We start from the raw sequence: 19213 nt of genomic DNA, 5'->3' as shown, positions 1-19213 counted from the left end.
CCATCCCGCCCGCCCCTCGCTCGCCGAGCTGCGCCATCGTCGGCGGCGGGCCGGCCGGCCTCTTCGCCGCGGACCTGCTCTCGCGCCAGGGCGCGAGCGTGACCGTCTATGAGCGCAAGCCGAGCGTCGCCCGCAAATTTTTGATGGCGGGGCGCGGCGGCCTCAATATCACGCATAGCGAGCCGCTCGATAAATTTGTCGCCCGCTATGGCGCGGCGGCCGAGCCTCTGGCGGCGATCATCGGCGCTTTTCCGCCCGAGCGGCTGCGCGCCTTTTGCGCCGAATTCGGCGAGGAGACTTTCGTCGGCTCGAGCGGGCGCGTCTTTCCCAAGAGCTTCAAAACCTCGCCCCTGTTGCGCGGGCTGCTCGCACGCCTCGCCGCAAATGGCGTCCGCATCGAGACGCGCTGTCGTTTCGACGGCTTTTCGGAGAGCGGCGAATTGCTGATCGCCGATGCGAGCGGCGCGCGGCGCATCATTTCCGCCGACGCCACCATATTGGCGCTCGGCGGCGCCTCCTGGCCGCGGCTCGGCGCCGATGGCGGCTGGGTCGATCTGCTCGCGGCGAAGGGCGTCGCGATCGAGCCGCTCGCGCCCGCCAATTGCGCGGCGATCGTCGAATGGCCGGAAGGATTCGCCGACGCCTTCGAAGGCGCGGCGCTGAAGACGATCGCCTTGCGCCTCGGCGAGGAGCGCGTCTTCGGCGACATCGTCGTCACGCGGAGCGGCCTCGAAGGCGGCCCGGTCTATGCGCTCTCTTCTGGCCTCAGACGCAAAGTCGCGCGCGAGGGCGCCGCGACTCTGCATATCGATCTGCGTCCGAGCAGCCCGGTCGAGGCGCTGGCGCAAAAGCTCGCGCGTCCGCGCGCAAAGCAATCGCTCGCGACCTTTCTGCGCAAGACGCTGCGGCTGTCGAAACAGGAAATCGCTCTGCTGCGCCTCTCCGCGCCTCTGCCGGACGATCCCGGCGCGCTCGCGTCGCGCGTGAAAAATCTGCCCATCGCGGTGGTCGCCACGGCGGGGCTCGAGCGCGCGATTTCCAGCGCCGGCGGCGTGCGTTTCGACCAGCTCGACGATGATCTGATGCTGAAGACGCTGCCCGGCGTCTTCGTCGCCGGCGAGATGCTGGATTTCGACGCGCCGACCGGCGGCTATCTGCTGCAGGCGGCTTTTTCGAGCGGCTTTATGGCGGCCCGCGGCGCGTCGCGGCGACTCGGCCTCGGGGACTGTCTCGCCTGACCGGGCGGGGACTGCCTCGCCGGAACGGGAATGGACGACCTCTCTAAATCGGTCGGCGCAGCACATTGGTCCTTCTGGGCCGAGCTTCCAGGCGAAATTCCCCCAATCGCTAAAAGCCGCAATTAAACCCATTGCGTCTATAGGAATTATAATCTTTAATAGAGAATAATGTTTCGCACGAGGGGGTCATTCCATGACGGCTGCGGCTGCAGAGGCGCTCATTGGCGCGCAGGAACCGATCGCGACGACGGGGGAATTCCGCAACACTCAATCTCTCCTGCTGCCCGGCGGCGGCCGCCCGAATTATCCGGTGCGCCTCGCCGCCGTACTCGCCTATGCGTTGCTTCTCACGGCCGCGGTGAATCTCTCCCTGCCGCATACGGAGCCGACCGTCGAGGAGCCACTAGAGTTGGTCGTCGTTCCCAATCCGGCGGTCGACCAGCCGCCGCCGGAGGAGATTCCGCAACCCGAGGAGCTCGACGACACGCCGCCGCCGCCCGAGGCGATCGAGCCTGTCGCCCCGATCGAGCCGCCGAAGCCGCCGGCGCCCAAGCCCGTTCCCAAAGTGGTGGAGAAGAAGCCGCCGACGCCGCGTCCCGCCGTGGCGCGCACCGACGCCGCTCCGACGCAGAGCGCCAACGCCAACGCCAATGCGCAGCAATCCATCGCGGCCAATCAATTCTTGTCCTGCATGCAGCGTTCGGCGAGAAGCGCCGCGCCCGACTCGCCCATTCCCAAGCACGGCCGCGTCGCCTATCGCGCGACCTTCGGCGCCAATGGCGGGATGACCGGCTTCAGCATCGTGTCCTCCTCCGGCAATCCCACGCTCGACGCCATAGCGACGCGCGTCGGCTCGCGCTGCGGATCGCTGCCGGCGATCGGACGCGTCTTCGCGATCAGCGGCGGCGTCGTCTTCTAGAGTCTTGACGCGTTTCCAACGCCGAACCGGCATCCACTTCGGCTGGAAACGCTCTAGCGAAATTCGCGGCGACGCGCCTCGCCGCATCCTGTCTCTCTGGTCGACAAAGGACGAAAACCAAGATGAGTGATCCAGCAATCGGCGCGGCTTCGGCCGCGGTCGCCCACGCCCTCTCACCGGTCGAGCTGTTTGTGCAGGCGGATTCGATCGTCAAGACCGTCATCATCCTGCTGCTGCTCGCCTCGGCCTGGGGTTGGGGCGTGATCGCCGAGAAGCTCATTCGCCTGTCGCTGTTGCATCGCCGCGCCAGCGCGCTCATCGAGAGCGTCCAGAGCGATCTTCCGGTGACGGAAGTGGCGCCCGCCTTCCTCGCCGCGCCGGCGAGCGATCCGCTGGCGCAGGTCTACAAGGCCGCGGTGGAGGAATATCAGCGCTCCTCCGATCTCGTCGCCAGCGAGTCGCAGCGCGACGCTCTGCAGGAGCGCATCCATCGCGTCTCCGTGCTGGCGAGCGCCTCGGCCCTCGATCAGCTCCAGCAGCGTCTGCCGGCGCTCGCCACCATCGGCGCCGTCGCGCCCTTCGTCGGCCTGTTCGGCACGGTCTGGGGCATTATGAACTCCTTCCAGGGCATCGCCGCCTCCAACAATACGAGCCTCGCCGTGGTCGCGCCGGGCATCGCCGAGGCGCTGTTCGCGACGGCGCTCGGCCTCGTGGCCGCTATTCCGGCCGTCATTTTCTACAACCGCATCAGCGGCGACATCGGGGCCTATGGCAAGCGCCTGACCGCCTTCATCGGCGTCTTCGAGGTCGAGCTGTCCCGTCATCTGTCGCGCAAGGGAGAGCGTCATGGCCTTCGCGTTGCGTAAGCACGATTCGGAATTCGATTCTCAGCCGATCGCCGACATCAATGTCACGCCGCTCGTCGATGTGATGCTCGTCCTGCTCATCGTCTTCATGGTCGCCGCGCCGCTGATGACGTCGGGCATTCCCGTCGATCTGCCCAAGGTGCAAGCCAAGCAGCTCAACGACCAGAAGCCGCCGATCGTCGTCAGCGTCGACGCCGGGGGCGGGTTCTTCGTCGACAAGCGCGAGGTGCCGGCCGACGGATTGCTCGCCGCACTGAGCGACGGCAGCGACAACAATAAGGATCGCCGCATCCATGTGCGCGCCGACAAAGCCGTGCCCTATGGGCGCGTCGTCGAAGCCATGGGCGCGATCAATTCAGCCGGCTACTCGAAAGTGGCGCTGGTCTCCGAGGCGCCGACCGGCGGAGCGAAACCCGCTTCGGCGCCGTGATACGAACCCCCGTTCGCTCCGCTCGCGGCGATCGGATTCACACATTGCGAAACGCTGCAGCCGTCATGGCCGGGCTTGTCCCAGCCATGACGGCGCGGGGGCGAGGATGCGTGCAACGCTGACCTAATTCGAGCCTGCCCCGACTTTTACCATCCTCGACGCTTTTGCATCCTCGACTTGGCCCGACTACGGGTCGTCGGCGCAACACCTCCCCAGGCGCGCCGGCGACCCGGTTTTTCTTTGCGGGCGAGATGCGAGGCTCGTTCGCTTCTTTTCAGAACGCCGTGCGGCGCTCGAGCGCCGCGGCGAGCGTGCCTTCGTCGAGATAATCGAGCTCGCCGCCGACGGGCACGCCATGGGCGAGGCGCGTCGTCTTGACGCCGAGCGGCGCCAGAAGATCGGCGAGATAATGCGCCGTCGTCTGGCCGTCGACAGTGGCGTTCACCGCTATGATCGCCTCGCGCACGCCGCCGTCGGCGATGCGCTGCACCAGATTCGCGATGTTCAGCTCGTTCGGCCCGACGCCGTCGAGCGGCGACAGCACGCCGCCGAGCACATGATAGCGCGCGGCGAGCAGGCCGGCGCGCTCCAGCGCCCAGAGATCGGCCACCGTCTCGACGATGACCAGAATGCCGGCGTCGCGCCGCTCGTCGCGACAGATCGCGCAAGGATCGCTGGTGTCGATATTGCCGCAGGTCTTGCAGGTGAGAATGCGCTCATGGGCGACGCGCATGGCTTCGCCGAGCGGGCCCAGCAATTCCTCGCGCTTGCGGATGAGATGCAGCACGGCGCGTCGCGCCGAACGCGGCCCGAGGCCGGGCAGCCGCGCCAGCAATTGCACGAGGCGCTCGATCTCGGGTCCGGCGATGCGTTCGGCCAATGGGGAAAGCCTGGTGAGTGGCGAATAGCGAGTAGCGAGTAGCGAATAGGTCTACTCGCTATTCGCTACTCGCTCCAATCAGAACGGCAGCTTCAGCCCCGGCGGCAATTGCAGCCCGCCGGTCACCGCCTTCATCTTCTCGGCGAGCGTCTCCTCCGCCTTGGCGCGCGCCTGCGCATGGGCGGTGACGATCAGATCCTCGACAATATCGCTCTCCTCCGGCTTCAGCAGGCTCGGATCGATCGCGACGCGCTGCAGCGCGCCCTTGGCGGTCATCGTTACTTTCACCAGCCCGCCGCCGGCCTCGCCTTCGACGAGAGTCTGGTCGAGCTCGCCCTGCAGCTCGGCCATTTTCGATTGCATGGCTTGCGCCTGCTTCATCAGTCCCATGAAGTCGAGCATGTTTTAACTCCTCGCGCGTCGACGCCTCACGCGTCGTCCGGCTCCTCGTCGTCATAAGCCAATTCGGCGCCGGCCGTCGCGACCTGCTCCGTCTCCTTGCCGCGCACGGCGACGATCTCCGCGCCGGGAAACCGCGCCAATATGCTGGCGACGAGCGGATCGGCCTCGATCCCGGAGCGCTTCTCGCTCTCGCGGGCCTCGGCCTCCTCGCGCAGCGTCGGCGCGCCGCCGGAGGCGAGCGCCACCAGCCAGCGCGTCCCGGTCCAGTCCTGCAGCTTCTGCATCAAGAGCTGCGGAAGCCGCGTCGAGCCGCCCGGCGCGAGCTCGAACTCGATGCGCCCCTGCTCGAAGCGCACGAGGCGCACTTCCGATTCGAGCGCGATCTTCAATTGTATGTCGCGCTTCTCGCTCGCCAGGGCCACGAGGGCGCGGAAATCGGCGATTTTCACGCCCGGCGGGGGCGGGGAGAGGTCCGGCTCGCGGCGCGGGGCGGCCGCCGCGCGCGGCGCGCCGGCGGACGGCGCCGCCCGAGGGACCGGCGCCAGAGCAACGGGAGGCCGCTCGGCGGGAGCAGCCGCCGGAGCCGCGCCCGGCGCGGGACGGGGCGCCCCGCTTTGGCCGAAGCCGAGCCGCCGCAGCGCCTCCTCCGGCGAGGGCATGTCGGCGGCGTGGGTGAGGCGCACCAGCACCATATCGGCGCTGGCGAGCGGCCGCGGCGAGCCGCGCAGCTCATCGACGCCCTTCATCAGAATTTGCCAGGCGCGGGTCAGCACGGAGATGGACAGCGTTCCCGCCGCCGCGGCGCCGCGGCGGCGCTCCTCCTCGGTCAGCGCCGTGGATTGCCCGGCGTCGGGCGCGAGCTTCAGCCGCGTGACGAGATGGGTGAATTCGGCGAGCTCCAGCAGCACCTGCGCCGGATCGGCGCCGCCGTCATATTGATCTTGCAGCAGAGCGAGCGCCGTGGCGATGTCGCCCTTCATCGCCGCCTCGAAGAGATCGATGACGCGCGATTTGTCGGCGACGCCGAGCATCAGCCGCAGATCCTGCGCGGCAATCGCGCCGCCGCCCGCGGCGCCATGGGCGATGGCCTGATCGAGCAGCGACAGCGCGTCGCGCGCCGAGCCCTCGGCGGCGCGGGCGACCATGGCCAGCGCCTCGTCCTCGATCGTCACGCCCTCGAGATCGCAGATCTTGCGCAAATGCGCCGCGAGCAGGCCGGCGTCTATGCGGCGCAGATCGAAGCGCTGGCAGCGCGAGCGCACGGTGACGGGAACCTTGTCGATCTCCGTCGTCGCGAAGATGAATTTCACATGCTCCGGCGGCTCTTCCAGCGTCTTCAGCAGGCCGTTGAAGGCGGCCTTGGAGAGCATGTGCACTTCGTCGATGATATAGACTTTGACGCGCGCCATCACCGGGCGATAGCGGGCGTTCTCGATGATCTCGCGAATGTCGTCGATGCCGGTGTGCGAGGCGGCGTCCATCTCCAGCACATCGGGATGGCGCGAATCGATGATCGCCTGACAATGCGCGCCGAGCGCGCTCATATGGATCGTCGGGCGGTCCACGGCGGGGCGGCCGCCCTCGGCGGGCAGCTCGTAATTGAAGGCGCGGGCGAGGATGCGGGCGGTCGTCGTCTTGCCGACGCCGCGCACGCCGGTCAGCAGATAGGCCTGATGGATGCGGTTCAGCTCGAAGGCGTTCTCGAGCGTGCGCACCATCGGCTCCTGGCCGATGAGGTCGGCGAAGCCGGAGGGGCGATATTTGCGCGCCAGCACGCGATAGACGGCCTGCCCGTCGCGCTTGCCTTGCGGCTCGGCGGGAAACAGGGCGTCGGATGGCGCAGAATGCTCGTCGTCCATCTCGTCGCCCGGAGGAAGGTCCGCCCTTTGGTTAGCGCCGGGGCGGCGGCGCGAAAAGTGGGAGGCTGGACGAAGACCCGCCCGGAACTCGTTAGGGCTGCTTCCTTCCGGACCTGACCCGGTTGGCGAGTGGAGCGTCCACCGCCAACCTCCCGCGCCCTATGTGGCAAAACTCGCGCGCCGGCGCAAGGGCGAGATCGCAGGGTCGCTGAAGGCCGAGGCCGAGGCGCGCGACTCCTTCTCCCCTCGTGGGAGAAGGTGGCCCTCGCGTCAGCGAGGGTCGGATGAGGGGGCGCCGCGCTGCAAAAAACTCTATCCCGAGAACCGCGGCAGCCCTCATCCGACCCCGCTTCGCGGGGCCACCTTCTCCCGCAAGGGGAGAAGGGGCGCAGCGTCCTGTTTTCCGCCTAATTCTGCTTGTCCGCGTCCCGCGCCTTGGCGGCCAATTTCTCGGTCTGCTCGCCAATGTCGGCGACGATTTTGCTGGTCGCCTCGGTCGCGGCCTTCGTCGCCTGCTCGCTCGCCGTCTGGGCGGAGACGAAAGCCTCCTTGGCGAGATTGGAGCACAGCTCGCCGACGCGCGTCGCGCGGGCGAAAAAATCGCCATAGGCGTTGCGGTAGAATTCCGACTGCAATTGCACGATGTCGTCGATCTTCTGCACGCGCAGCAGCTTGTCGAAATAGGCGCGGCCATTGTCGAGCGACGCCTTGGAATAATCGGTCGCCTCCGCCGCGATCGCGCGCAGGCCCTTGGCCGTCGAGCTGCTCGCCGTGTTGAAGGCGTCGAGCTGATGTTTGCCGAGATCGCGAAACTCGTCGAAATTCAGATTGGCCATAGGACATCCTCCCGCCGGTCGCCGCACGGGGGAAGGCGGCGCCCTCCGACGCTACGCGCGCGACTTCGCTCGCGAACGAGATTTTCGGGAATGAGCGCCCGAAGGGAAATAAGGGAAACCACGTAGACCTGCGCTCGCGCCCGCGCTCAGATCGTGAGCTGAGCGCCGAGCTCGACCACGCGATCGGTCGGGATGGAGAAGAAGTCGGTGGCGTTGGCCGATTGCTTGGTCAGAGCGACATAGAGCCGGTCCTGCCAGGCCGGCATTTCCGAGGCCGGGCTCTCCTTGATCGAGCGCCGGCCGAGGAAGAAAGAGGTGGTCATAATGTCGTATTTGACGCCCGCCTTGCGCATGGCGGCGAGCGCCGCCGGCACGCGCGGACTTTCCATATAGCCGTAATGCAGCGTCGCACGGGTGAAGTCGTGCGACAGTTTCTCGATCTCGAAGCGCTTTTCCGGCGGCACGCGCGGCGTGTCCTCCGTGTTCACGCAAATGACCAGCACGCGCTCGTGCAGCACCTTATTGTGCTTGAGATTGTGCAGCAGCGCGGTGGGCGCGACATTGGGGTCGCTGGTCAAGAAGATCGCCGTGCCCGGCACGCGCGTCGGCTTGGATTTTTCCAGCATGGCGATGAGATCGCTGATCGGGATCGAATCGCGATGTGTCTTCTCGGCGAGCAGCGCGGTGCCGCGCACCCAGGTCCACATCACCACCATGGAGCAGCCGCCGAGCAGCAGCGGCGCCCAGCCGCCCTCGACCACTTTCATCAGATTGGCGGCGAGGAAGGCGAGATCGACCACGAGAAAGGCGAGGATGAACAGCGCCGCCGCCCATAGCGGCCAGCGCCATTTGCGCCACACCACGATGAAGGCGAGCGCTGTCGTCGTCACCATCGTGCCGGTGACGGCGATGCCATAGGCCGAGGCCAGCGCGCTCGAGCTCTTGAATGTGGTGACCAGCACCAGCACGCCGATCAGCAGCAGCCGATTGACGCGGCCGATATAGATCTGCCCCTCCTGCGTCGCGGAGGTATGGGTGATCTCGAGACGCGGCAGCAGGCCGAGCTGAATCGCCTGGCGCACGATCGAGAAGGCGCCGGTGATGACCGCCTGGCTGGCGATGACCGTCGCCAGCGTCGAGAGGATGACGAGCGGCAGCAGCGCCCAGTCCGGGGCGAGCAGGAAGAAGGGGTTCTCGATCGCCTTGGGATCGGCGAGGATCAGCGCGCCCTGGCCGAGATAATTGAGGAACAAGGCCGGCAGCACGAAGAATATCCAGGCGATCTGGATCGGCGCGCGGCCGAAATGGCCCATATCGGCGTAGAGCGCCTCCGCGCCGGTGACGACGAGGAAGACCGAGCCGAGCACGGCGAAGCCGATCCAGCCGTGATGCATCAGGAAGACGAAGCCGCGGCGCGGATCGAAGGCGTGCAAGACCTGCGGCGCGTCGCCGATATGCGCGGCGCCGAGCACCGCCATTACGACGAAGAAGATCGCCATCACCGGGCCGAACAGCGCGGCGACGCGGGCCGTGCCATGGCTCTGGCCCCAGAACAGCGAGACGAGAATCGCCACCGTGATGGGGAAGACGAATTCGCCGAATTTCGGATTGACGATCTCGAGGCCCTCGACCGCCGAGAGCACGGAGATCGCCGGGGTGATGATGGCGTCGCCCGAGAACAGCGCCGCGCCGGCGACGCCGAGCAGGAAGACCGGCGTCGCACGCCGCCCCAGCGCATTCTGCGCCAGCGCCATCAGCGAGAGAATGCCGCCCTCGCCGCGATTGTCGGCGCGCATCAGGAAGAACACATATTTCGCCGTGACCGTGAAGATCAGCGCGAAAATGAGCAGCGAGATCGTCCCGATGACGACATCCTCGCCGAGGCCGCCCGATTTGGCGTGGGCGAGCGACTCGCGCAGCGCATAGAGCGGGCTGGTGCCGATGTCGCCATAGACGACGCCGATCGAGCCGACGATGAGCGCCGCCATATTCGGCGCGCGCTCCGCATGGGCGGCCGGCGGCGGTGTCGCCGGACCTTCCGTGTCGCATCGAGAGGAAGAGCCCGCCGCGTCACGCGCCACTTTGGGATCCATGAAAATTTCCTCGAAAGACACCGGATGCGCGGCGCGCCGATCGGTCCTCGCTACGCTCGGGCCCGACCGCGCCGGCGCGGCGATATACGCCTGTTCCAGATAGAAGAGAAGCCGTCGCAGTCATTTCCGGGGAAAATCGCGTCGTCGCCGGGACTTGGAGCCGCGTCTCCCGACGCGCTCGCCGCCCGACCAATCAGGCGAAGGTGAGAGAAGGCGCGCCACCCGCCCCTTCAGGGGGAGGGTCGGCGGCGAAGCCGTCCGGGGCGGGGATTACCGAGGAAGACTCGGCGGAATCACCCCCTCCCGAACGCCTTCGGCGCTCGACCTCCCCCAACGAGGGGGAGGTGGAAACGCCTCTCATCCGGCGCCTCGTCTCATTCACCCGATCACTCTGCGCCCGCTGGCCTCGCGGCCGCGGCGATGCTATGGCCGAGCCTCCGTCACATCGTCCCGGGCGCTCCCCGCGACGCGAGCGCGAGAAGATGGTCGCGATTGTCCTCGGAGGCGCCGGCCTCGTCATATGGCTCTATCTGCTCATCGGCCACGGCGGCTTCTGGCGCCTCGCCGAGCATGACCGCCGTTTCGCCCCCGCGGGCGCGGCCGTTCCGCCGGGAACGCGCGTCGTCGCCGTCATTCCCGCGCGCGACGAGGCCGATGTCGTCGCGGCGGCGCTGCGCTCGCTGTTCCGCCAGCAATTCTCCGGGCGGCTCGAGATCGTGCTCGTCGACGACGAGAGCTCCGACGGCACGGCGGAGGTCGCGCGCGCCTGCGCCGGCGAGGAAGGGGCGCAGGATCGGCTCACCGTGCTCCAGGGCCGCCCCGAGCAGGGCTGGACCGGCAAGCTCGCGGCCATGGACCGCGGCTTCGCCCATGTCCTCTCCTGCGGCGCGCGCTCCTGCGGCGTCTCGCCCGATTTCGTGCTGTTCTGCGACGCCGACATCGCCTTTGCGCCCGGCCTCGTCGAGCGTCTCGTCGCCGGCGCGGCGGCGCGGGGAACCGTGCTCGCCTCGCTCATGGTCAAGCTGCGCTGCGAGAGCCTCGCCGAGCGCTGGTTCGTGCCGGCTTTCGTTTTTTTCTTCCAGATGCTCTATCCGTTCTCGCGCGTGAATGATCCCAAAAGCCCGGTCGCGGCGGCGGCGGGCGGGGTGATGCTGGTCCGCCCCGCGGCGCTCGAGGAGGCCGGCGGGCTGCAGCAGATCCGCGGCGCGCTGATCGACGATTGCGCGCTCGGCAAGCTCTTGAAGAAGCAGGGGCCGATATGGCTCGGCCTCACCGACGACGCCTTCAGCCTGCGGCCCTATCCGCATTTGCGCGACATAGAGCAGATGGTCACGCGCTCGGCCTATGCGCAATTGCGCTATTCGCCTTGGCGGCTCGCCGGCGCGGTGGCTGGAATGGTCGTCGTCTATCTGGCGCCGCCCATACTCGCCTTCACGGCGCCGGAGCCGGCCGCCTATCTCGCCCTCGTCGCCTATTTCCTGATGGCGCAGTCCTATATGCCGTCTCTGCGATTCTACGGACGCAATCGGCTCGGCGCCTTCGCCTTGCCCGCGGTCGCCGCCTGCTATACGTGGTTCACCATACTGTCCGCCTGGCGGCATGGACGCGGGCGCGGCGGCGCCTGGAAGGGCCGCTATCAGGCCCCCTGACACGAGCAGGCCCGTAGACACGAGCAGGCCTGTAGACACGAGGATGAGCGAGTTCACATGAGCGACATCGCCGCCGCCGGATCGGGGAAGGGCCATAAGGACGAGAATTTTCCCGTCGCCTCTCTCTTCGCGCCGCGCCACCGCGCGGCCGTGCTGGCCTTTTACGATTTCGTGCGCGCGGCGGACGATATCTCCGACCATATGACGCTCCCGGGCGAGCAGAAGATCGCCATGCTGGACCGCATGGAGGCGGCGTTGCTGGGCGCGGGCGAGGATATTCCCGTCGCAGCCAAGCTCCGCGCGGAACTCGACGCCCGCGGCCTCGAGCCCCGCCATGCGCAGGATCTGCTGATCGCCTTCCGCCGCGACGTGACGCAATTGCGCTATCGCGATTGGGACGATCTCATCGACTACTGCCGCTATTCGGCGATGCCGGTCGGCCGCTTCGTGCTCGACGTCCATGGCGAGGATCGCGCGACGTGCTGGGGGCCGAATGACGCGCTCTGCGCAGCGTTGCAGATCATCAATCACCTTCAGGACTGCGCGAAGGATTATCGCGGCCTCGATCGCGTCTATCTGCCGCAGGATGCGCTCGCCGCCCATGGCACGAGCGTCGAGATGCTGTCCGCCGAGCGCGCCTCGCCGCAGCTCGCCGCAAGCTTGCGCGCGCTGGCCGAGCGCACGCAGGAGCTGCTGAGAGAGAGCGCGCCATTCGCCGATCTCATCGCCGATACGCGGCTCGCCATGGAAGTGGGCGCGATTCAGCGCCTCGCCGAGACGCTGACGGCGCGCCTTCTCGTCGCCGATCCGTTGAGCGAGAAAGTTCACGCCGCCAAGGGCGCGTTCCTGCGCACGGCGCTCGTCGGGGCCGGAACGGTGCTGTTGCGCCGGTTGCTGTGGCCGCGCGCCGCCTCCGCCGCGAGCGTCGCGCGATGAGCATGGAGACGATCGCTCCCGAGGCGCCGCGGGTCGCCGCGAAAAGCTCCTTCTATCTCGCCATGCGCATCCTCGAGCCCGAGCGGCGCGACGCCATGTATGCGATCTACGGCTTCTGCCGCGCCGTCGACGACATAGCGGACGAAGAGGGCGACCGCGCCCTTCGCCTTTCCCAGCTCGATGATTGGCGGCGCGATCTCGACGCGCTCTACGCCGGCCGCACGCATCAGCGTTGCGCCGATCTGGCGCGGCCGGTGCGCCGCTTCGGTCTCGAGCGCGGCGATTTCGAGGCGGTCATCGATGGCATGGCCATGGATGTGGTCGAGGATATTCGCGCGCCGGAATGGGATCGGCTCGACCTCTATTGCGATCATGTCGCGAGCGCCGTGGGGCGGCTCTCCGTGCGCGTTTTCGGCCTCGCCGACGAGGCGGATAGCGCCCGCGGCGCGCTGCCGACCAAAGCGCGCATGCTCGCCTATCACATGGGCCGCGCCTTGCAGCTCACCAATATTCTGCGCGATCTCGACGAGGACGAGGCGCGTGGGCGCCTCTATCTGCCCCGCGAGGCGCTGGAGGCGGCCGGCGTCACGAATTTCGCGCGTGGCGCGGTGTTGACGCATCCGGGCCTGCCTGATGTCTGCGCGGCGGTGGCCGAGCGCGCGCGCAAGCATTATGCGGAATCGGAGCTTCTCATGCGCGTCTCGCCGCAGCGCGCGGTGAAGGCGCCTTATCTGATGGCGACAGCCTATCGCTCCGTTCTCGATCGTCTGGTGGCGCGCGGCTTTGCGCCGCCGCGCGAGCCCGTCTCCGCCTCGCGGACGAAAGTCCTGCTGGCCCTGCTCAGATTCGCGCTGACGTGACCGGAACCACGCATATTGTCGGCGCGGGTCTCGCCGGCCTCTCCTGCGCCATTCGCCTGACCGACGAGGGCCGCGGCGTCGCGCTCTATGAAGCCGCGCGCATGGCGGGCGGGCGCTGCCGCTCCTATTATGATTCCAGCCTCGATCTCACCATAGACAATGGCAATCATCTTCTGCTCTCCGGCAATGCCGCCGCGCTGGATTATGCGCGACGCATCGGCTCGGTCGGCGAGTTGGTGGGGCCGAAGGAGTGCGCCTTCGATTTTCTCGACACGCGCGACGGAACGCGCTGGCGCATGAGGCCCAATTCCTCGCGCCTGCCCTGGTGGATTTTCGTGCGCGATCGCCGCGTCCCCGGCACGTCGCCCGGCGATTATCTCGGCGCGATCGGCATTCTCCTTGCCAAAAAGGGCGCGACGATCGGCGAGGCGATGAATTGCTCCGGCGCGCTCTATGAGCGGCTGTGGGGTCCGGTTCTGCTCTCCGCGCTCAATACGGAGCCGCGCGAGTCCTCCGCCGCTCTCGCCGCCGCCGTGCTGCGCGAGACGCTCGCCGCCGGCGGCGCCGCCTGTCGTCCGCTGGTCGCGCGGCGCGGGCTCGGGACAGCTTTCATCGAGCCGGCGCTGACGAGGCTCGCCGCGCGTGGCGCCGGTCCGCGTTTCGCTGCACGGCTGAGGGGAATCGAGTTTGCCGATGAGCGCGCCGTGGCGCTCGATTTCGGCGATGAGAAAATCGCGCTCGGCGAGAATGATCGGGTCGCGCTCGCGGTTCCGCCCTGGGCGGCGCAGGAGCTGCTGCCGGGGCTCGTGGCGCCGGATGATTTCCGCGGCATCGTCAATGCGCATTTCAAGATCGCGCCGCCGCCCGGCCAGCCGGCGCTGCTCGGCATGATCGGCTCGCTCACCGAATGGCTGTTCGCTTTCGAGGACCGCCTCTCGGTGACGATCAGCGGCGCCGATCGGCTGATAGACGAGCCGCGCGAGAGCCTCGCCGAGCGCATATGGGCCGAGGTCGCCGCCGCCACCGGCCTGCCGGCCGCGCTGCCGCAATGGCAGATCGTGAAGGAGAAGCGCGCCACCTTCGCCGCGACGCCGGCGCAGCAGGAGCGCCGCCCCGGCGCTGTGACGCGCTGGCGCAATCTCTTCCTCGCCGGCGATTGGACCGCGACGGGCCTGCCGGCGACGATCGAAGGGGCGATAAGGTCGGGTTATCGCGCAGCGGAGCTGGCGGGGCGCTCGTAGAAGGGCTTCCGTGTCCCGGCCTTTGGCGCGCAGCGATGCCGGGTGCGCGAGGAGCTTTTCACCTCATTCAATTGACGCGTATTCAACATGTCATTGATTAAAAGGAGACTCAACGATGGAGCTCGTTGAACGCAGACTCGCGGAAATTCACATTTGTTTGGCGCGCGAGAAGGCGCTTCACCTGTTTGCGTTTGCGAGTTCTGTTTTTCCGAGCGAATGGTCAAAACCGTATATTGAACAAATAATCATTGAGGTTTTTGAGTTCGCTTTCCATGCGCGAAGGGTCAATGAGCTTTGTGGACTTTACGGCACAAAATTTCCAAGTGCAGGACGACTGCTGATTGAGCTTTCGGAGCATCCGGAAGGAGTTTTGGAGGAAAATTATTGGGATGCCCTCAACTACTTGGTTCATACCCGTCGTTTTATTTTCGGAAATGTTCACCACGATCATAGAAGAGTTTTTTTAGACAACGATACGAACCTCTGCCCCACATATCTGCGCATTACGACGGATAGGAAAGAGGAAAAACTCATCAGCATATTTGGGATCGTAGAGTGCTTCCTGTCGACTGCGATACCTGAGATAAAGAAGAGATTTCCGGAACTTCAATTCTGACGGCCTTTGGGAAGAGCCTAGCTCCTCCCAAAGGTCTCGTCGAAGGAATAGCCGGTGCCGCGCACGGTGCGGATCGGGTCTTTCTCGCGGCCGCGGATGATCGCCTTGCGCAGACGCCCGACATGCACGTCGACGGTGCGCTCGTCGATCTCCGCCGAGAGCCCCCACACGCTGTCCAGCAATTGCGCGCGCGAGAAGACGCGGCCGGGCTTTTCCATCAGATATTCGAGCAGGCGGAATTCCGTCGGCCCGAGATGAATCTCGCGCCCGCCGCGCTTCACGCGCCGCGTCTCGCGGTCGAGGTCTATGTCGCCGGCGACGAGCCGCGTCGCCACGCGCTCCGGCCGCGCGCGGCGCAGCAGAGCGTGAACGCGCGCCATCAGCTCCGGCGTCGAGAAGGGCTTCACCACATAATCATCGGCCCCGACGGAGAGGCCGCGCACCCGCTCGTTCTCGTCGCCGCGCGCGGTGAGCATGATGATCGGCATGGTGCGCGTGTCGTCGCGGGCGCGCAGCCGCCGGCAGATCTCCAGCCCCGAGACGCCGGGCAGCATCCAGTCGAGAATGACGAGATCGGGCACGGATTCGGCGAGGCGGATTTCCGCCTCGTCGCCGCGCTCCACATGCTCGACCTGGAAGCCCTCGGATTCGAGATTATAGGCGAGCAGCAGCGCGAGCGCCGCCTCGTCCTCGACGACGAGAATGCGCGGCGCGCGGTCGTGCGGCGCATCGCGCGGCGTTGCGACGCGTATCTCGTTCATTGCGTGGGCTCATCCGTTGCCGCGCTGGCGCCGAGGATCGTCGACTTTCCCTTCGGACGGTCGGTCGGCATCGCCTCGCCAGTGACGAGATAGACGATCGTTTCGGCGATATTGGTCGTATGATCGCCGATGCGCTCTATGTTCTTCGAGCAGAACAGCAGATGCGTGCAGAAGGAGATGTTGCGCGGGTCCTCCATCATGAAGGTCAGGAGATCGCGGAACACCGAATCTTCGAGCGCGTCGAGCTCGCTGTCGTTCGTCCAGACGGCGCGGGCGCGTTCGACATCGCGCTGGGCGTAGGCGTCGAGCACGTCCTTCAATTGCATGGCCGCCACTTCGGCCATGGTCTTCAGCCCGATGATGGCGCGGGGCACGCGCGCCTCGGAGAGGATTTTCACCGTGCGCTTGGCGATGCTCTTGGCGAGATCGCCGACGCGCTCGAGATCGGCGGCGATGCGCATCGCGGCGATGCATTCGCGCAGATCGATGGCCAGCGGCTGCCGCCGCGCGATGGTGAGGATGGCGTTCTCCTCTATCTCGCGCTGCAGCGCGTCGAGGCGCTGATCGGTGGCGACGACGCGATGGGCGAGCTCAATGTCGAAATTGGCGAGCGCATCCATGGCTTCGGCGAGCATTTTTTCGGCGATGCCCCCCATCTCGGCGATTCGGCGGCCGAGCACTTCGAGGTCGCGGTCATAGGAGCTGACGATATGTTCGCTCATGTCTCATATTCCTCGTGCGCGTAGCGCGCTCAGCCGAAGCGGCCGGTGATATAGTCCTGCGTCTTTTTGTTCTGCGGCGCGGTGAACAGATTGTTCGTCTCGCCGAATTCGACGAGATCGCCGAGATACATGAAGGCGGTGAAATCGGAGACGCGCGCCGCCTGCTGCATATTGTGGGTGACGATGGCGATCGTGTAGCGCTCCGACAATTCGTCGATGAGCTCCTCGATCTTCGCCGTCGAGATCGGGTCCAGCGCCGAGCAGGGCTCGTCGAACAGGATCACCTCCGGCTGAATGGCGACGGTGCGGGCGATGCACAGGCGCTGCTGCTGGCCGCCCGAGAGGCCGAGGCCGCTCGTATTCAGCTTGTCGCGCACCTCGTCCCACAACGCCGCGCCACGCAGCGCCGCCTCGACGCGCCCGTCGAGCTCGCTGCGCGAGAGCTTCTCGTAGAGGCGTATGCCGAAGGCGATATTGTCGTAGATCGACATGGGGAAGGGCGTCGGCTTCTGAAACACCATGCCGACGCGCGAGCGCAGCAGGTTGAGGTCGATGCGCGAATCCAGAATATTCTCGCCGTCGAGCAGCACCTCGCCCTCGGCGCGCTGCCGCGGATAGAGGTCGTACATGCGGTTCAATATGCGCAGCAGAGTCGATTTGCCGCAGCCAGACGGGCCGATGAAGGCCGTCACCTTATTGGTGTAGAGCGGCAGCGAGATCGATTTCAGCGCGCGCGACTGGCCGTAATAAAAGTCCAGATCACGAACCGAGACCTTGGTTGGAATAGTGGCTTCGACAACCGGCATGGCGGTCATTGTTGTTTTCCCTGGCTGCTGAGCGCACGCGCGGTGATGGAGAGCAGAAGGACGGCGATGGTGACGAGCAGAGCGCCGGTCCAGGCGAGCTGCTGCCAATCCTTGTAGGGCGAGAGCGCGAATTGGAAGATGACGACGGGCAGGCTGGAGACCGGCGCATTGAGATCCGTGCTCCAGAACTGATTGTTCAGCGAGGTGAACAGCAGGGGCGCGGTCTCGCCGGAGACGCGCGCGATGGCCAGCAGCACGCCGGTGATGATGCCCGATTTCGCCGCGCGATAGGCGACGCGCAGCAGCATATGCGAGCGCGGCAGGCCGAGCGCCGCCGCCGCCTCGCGCAGCGGGCTCGGCACCAGCAGCAGCATGTCCTCCGTGGTGCGCACCACGACGGGCACGACCAGCACGGCGAGCGCCAGAGCGCCGGCGATGCCGGAGAAATGCCCGACCTGCGCCACCACCACCGTATAGACGAAGAGGCCGATGACGATGGAGGGCGCGCTGAGCAGAATGTCGTTGATGAAGCGCACGACCATGCTGAGCTTCGAATAGCGGCCATATTCGGCCATATAGGTGCCGGCGAGCATTCCGAGCGGCGTGCCGAGCAGCACGCCGATCGTCGTCATCACCAGCGAGCCGGCGATGGCGTTGAGCAGGCCGCCGGTGGAGCCGGGCGGCGGCGTCATCTCGGTGAAGACGGCCGGCGTGAGGCCGCGCGCGCCCTCATAGATCAGCGCGCCGAGGATCAGCACCAGCCAAGCGAGGCCGAAGACCGTGCCGGTCCAGCACAGCGTCGTGGCGAGCGCGTTGGTGCGGCGGCGGGAGGCGGAGATGGACAAGGGTCAGGCTCCCGATTTCTGCTCGATGCGCATCAGCATGAAGCGCGCCGCCGCCAGCACGAAGAAGGTGATGACGAAGAGGATGAGGCCGAGCTCGATCAGCGCGGAGGTGTAGAGATCGCCGACCGCCTCGGTGAATTCATTGGCGATCGTCGCCGAGATGGTCGTGCCGGGCGCGAGCAGCGAGCTCGACACCTTATGCGCGTTGCCGATGACGAAGGTCACGGCCATCGTCTCGCCGAGCGCGCGGCCGAGGCCGAGCATCACGCCGCCGATGACGCCGACGCGCGTATAGGGGATCACCACATAGCGCATGACTTCCCAGGTCGTGCAGCCTATGCCCGAGGCCGCCTCCTTCAGCATCGGCGGCACGGTGTCGAACACGTCCCGCGAGATGGAGGTGATGAAGGGCAGCACCATGATCGCCAGGATGAAGCCCGCCGTCAGCATGCCGATGCCATAGGGCGGGCCGGCGAACAGGTTCGACAGCACGGGAATGTCGCCGGTGAGGGAGATCAGCGCCGGCTGCACATGCTGCTGCAGGAAGGGCGCGAGCACGAACAGGCCCCAAATGCCGTAGATGATCGACGGAATGCCGGCGAGCAGCTCTATGGCGACGCCGATCGGGCGGCGCAGCGCATGGGGGCAGAGCTCGGTGAGGAAAATGGCGATGCCGAGCCCGAGCGGCACGGCGATGATCATGGCGATGGCCGATGTCACCACAGTTCCGTAGATGGGCGCGACCGCGCCGAATTTCTCGGTGACCGGATTCCAGGACTCGGTCGTCAGAAAACCGAAGCCGAAGGCCTTGATGGCCGGCAGCGAGCCATAGATCAGCGAGAAGATCACGCCGCCGAGGATCAGCAGCACGAGAATCGCCGAGGCGCGCGTCAGATTGTGGAAGAAGAAGTCGAACAGGGCCATGCGGCCGAGAACTTTCCCGCGGTCGACTTCGGCGGCGCGGGGCTGCGCTTCTACGATTGCTAGGTCCGACACGCTATTGTCTCTCGTTTGGCGGGTGAAGCCGGCTTCCATCGCGCGCTCCCGAAGGCGGATTTTTCATCTGAGGTCATAGCGCAGGTCTTTGGTGAACTCACTGCGCCGTGGGGGCGCCGCGTCGAAAGGAAGCGGGCGGAGTTCGTCCTCGGGCGGTCGTTTCGCGGCATTTAGCCATCCGTGGCTCTCATGCGTCTCGCGTCGAGGGGCGCCGGCGAAATATTCCATCGGGAATTTCGCCGGCGCGTATCGACGATG

At 66.6% G+C, this 19213-nt stretch carries 19 protein-coding genes and 1 other RNA gene; 9 read left to right on the top strand and 11 right to left on the bottom strand.

The window, feature by feature from the left end:
* The first annotated feature begins 2 nt into the window (after window positions 1-2).
* The 4 genes from AC6IY7_RS06190 (at window position 3) to tolR (ending at window position 3453) form a co-directional block, all read left to right on the top strand.
* Window positions 3-1238, top strand: a complete 1236-nt coding sequence (locus tag AC6IY7_RS06190) for a BaiN/RdsA family NAD(P)/FAD-dependent oxidoreductase (protein ID WP_497782791.1) — start codon at window positions 3-5, stop codon at window positions 1236-1238.
* Between the two features lie 193 nt (window positions 1239-1431).
* On the top strand, window positions 1432-2157 hold the full coding sequence (locus tag AC6IY7_RS06185; protein WP_497782197.1) for an energy transducer TonB: 726 nt from the start codon (window positions 1432-1434) through the stop codon (window positions 2155-2157).
* A gap of 122 nt (window positions 2158-2279) precedes the next feature.
* Window positions 2280-3023 (top strand): MotA/TolQ/ExbB proton channel family protein, encoded by a 744-nt coding sequence (locus AC6IY7_RS06180; protein ID WP_497782196.1) that lies wholly within the window; start codon window positions 2280-2282, stop codon window positions 3021-3023.
* The gene (gene tolR / locus AC6IY7_RS06175; protein WP_497782195.1) at window positions 3004-3453 is read left to right on the top strand and encodes a protein TolR; all 450 of its coding nucleotides are present in this window, start codon (window positions 3004-3006) and stop codon (window positions 3451-3453) included. Before AC6IY7_RS06180 ends, tolR begins: the two co-directional genes overlap by 20 nt.
* 274 nt (window positions 3454-3727) lie before the next feature.
* Here tolR and recR read toward each other — a convergent pair whose 3' ends face one another.
* The 6 genes from recR to AC6IY7_RS06145 all read right to left on the bottom strand — a co-directional run bounded on the left by recR (window position 3728) and on the right by AC6IY7_RS06145 (window position 9523).
* Window positions 3728-4333, bottom strand: coding sequence for a recombination mediator RecR (recR, locus tag AC6IY7_RS06170; RefSeq protein WP_497782194.1), 606 nt, complete (start codon window positions 4331-4333; stop codon window positions 3728-3730).
* A gap of 78 nt (window positions 4334-4411) precedes the next feature.
* Window positions 4412-4735, bottom strand: coding sequence for a YbaB/EbfC family nucleoid-associated protein (locus tag AC6IY7_RS06165; RefSeq protein WP_497782193.1), 324 nt, complete (start codon window positions 4733-4735; stop codon window positions 4412-4414).
* A 26-nt stretch (window positions 4736-4761) separates the two neighbouring features.
* Complete coding sequence (locus tag AC6IY7_RS06160; protein ID WP_497782192.1) at window positions 4762-6594, bottom strand: DNA polymerase III subunit gamma/tau; 1833 nt, start codon at window positions 6592-6594, stop codon at window positions 4762-4764.
* Window positions 6595-6650: 56 nt separating this feature from the next.
* Window positions 6651-6748, bottom strand: an RNA gene (ffs, locus tag AC6IY7_RS06155) — signal recognition particle sRNA small type.
* 253 nt (window positions 6749-7001) lie between these two features.
* Window positions 7002-7430, bottom strand: a complete 429-nt coding sequence (locus AC6IY7_RS06150; RefSeq protein WP_497782191.1) for a phasin family protein — start codon at window positions 7428-7430, stop codon at window positions 7002-7004.
* Window positions 7431-7576: 146 nt separating this feature from the next.
* Window positions 7577-9523, bottom strand: a complete 1947-nt coding sequence (locus tag AC6IY7_RS06145) for a potassium transporter Kup (protein WP_497782190.1) — start codon at window positions 9521-9523, stop codon at window positions 7577-7579.
* A 482-nt stretch (window positions 9524-10005) separates the two neighbouring features.
* Between AC6IY7_RS06145 and AC6IY7_RS06140 the strand changes: the two genes are divergently transcribed.
* The 5 genes from AC6IY7_RS06140 (at window position 10006) to AC6IY7_RS06120 (ending at window position 14825) form a co-directional block, all read left to right on the top strand.
* Window positions 10006-11172, top strand: a complete 1167-nt coding sequence (locus AC6IY7_RS06140; RefSeq protein WP_497782189.1) for a glycosyltransferase — start codon at window positions 10006-10008, stop codon at window positions 11170-11172.
* Between the two features lie 57 nt (window positions 11173-11229).
* A complete protein-coding gene (gene hpnC / locus AC6IY7_RS06135; protein ID WP_497782188.1) occupies window positions 11230-12108 on the top strand; it encodes a squalene synthase HpnC in 879 nt (292 codons plus the stop codon).
* A complete protein-coding gene (gene hpnD / locus AC6IY7_RS06130) occupies window positions 12105-12968 on the top strand; it encodes a presqualene diphosphate synthase HpnD (RefSeq protein WP_497782187.1) in 864 nt (287 codons plus the stop codon). Before hpnC ends, hpnD begins: the two co-directional genes overlap by 4 nt.
* Entirely contained in the window at window positions 12965-14209 is a 1245-nt protein-coding gene (hpnE, locus tag AC6IY7_RS06125; RefSeq protein WP_497782186.1) for a hydroxysqualene dehydroxylase HpnE, read from the top strand. The genes hpnD and hpnE overlap by 4 nt, the downstream gene beginning before the upstream one ends.
* 115 nt (window positions 14210-14324) lie before the next feature.
* Window positions 14325-14825, top strand: coding sequence for a hypothetical protein (locus tag AC6IY7_RS06120; protein ID WP_497782185.1), 501 nt, complete (start codon window positions 14325-14327; stop codon window positions 14823-14825).
* A gap of 17 nt (window positions 14826-14842) precedes the next feature.
* Here the strand turns inward: AC6IY7_RS06120 and phoB are convergent, their stop codons facing one another.
* From phoB to pstC, 5 genes are read right to left on the bottom strand one after another with little or no spacing between them, the layout of a single operon-like run.
* Entirely contained in the window at window positions 14843-15586 is a 744-nt protein-coding gene (gene phoB / locus AC6IY7_RS06115; RefSeq protein ID WP_497782184.1) for a phosphate regulon transcriptional regulator PhoB, read from the bottom strand.
* The gene (phoU, locus tag AC6IY7_RS06110) at window positions 15583-16308 is read right to left on the bottom strand and encodes a phosphate signaling complex protein PhoU (protein WP_497782183.1); all 726 of its coding nucleotides are present in this window, start codon (window positions 16306-16308) and stop codon (window positions 15583-15585) included. The genes phoB and phoU overlap by 4 nt, the downstream gene beginning before the upstream one ends.
* Window positions 16309-16337: 29 nt before the next feature.
* Window positions 16338-17123 (bottom strand): phosphate ABC transporter ATP-binding protein PstB, encoded by a 786-nt coding sequence (gene pstB / locus AC6IY7_RS06105; protein ID WP_497782182.1) that lies wholly within the window; start codon window positions 17121-17123, stop codon window positions 16338-16340.
* Window positions 17120-17959: a phosphate ABC transporter permease PstA gene (gene pstA / locus AC6IY7_RS06100; RefSeq protein WP_497782181.1), complete on the bottom strand. Its 840-nt coding sequence runs from the start codon at window positions 17957-17959 to the stop codon at window positions 17120-17122. The genes pstB and pstA overlap by 4 nt, the downstream gene beginning before the upstream one ends.
* 3 nt (window positions 17960-17962) lie before the next feature.
* Window positions 17963-18883, bottom strand: a complete 921-nt coding sequence (pstC, locus tag AC6IY7_RS06095; protein ID WP_497782790.1) for a phosphate ABC transporter permease subunit PstC — start codon at window positions 18881-18883, stop codon at window positions 17963-17965.
* Window positions 18884-19213 lie beyond the last annotated feature (330 nt).

The sequence above is a fragment of the Methylosinus sp. is20ea genome, assembly GCF_059718135.1.
The sequence above is the reverse complement of the archived record's forward strand: the minus strand, read 5'-3'. Positions and strand labels throughout refer to the sequence as shown.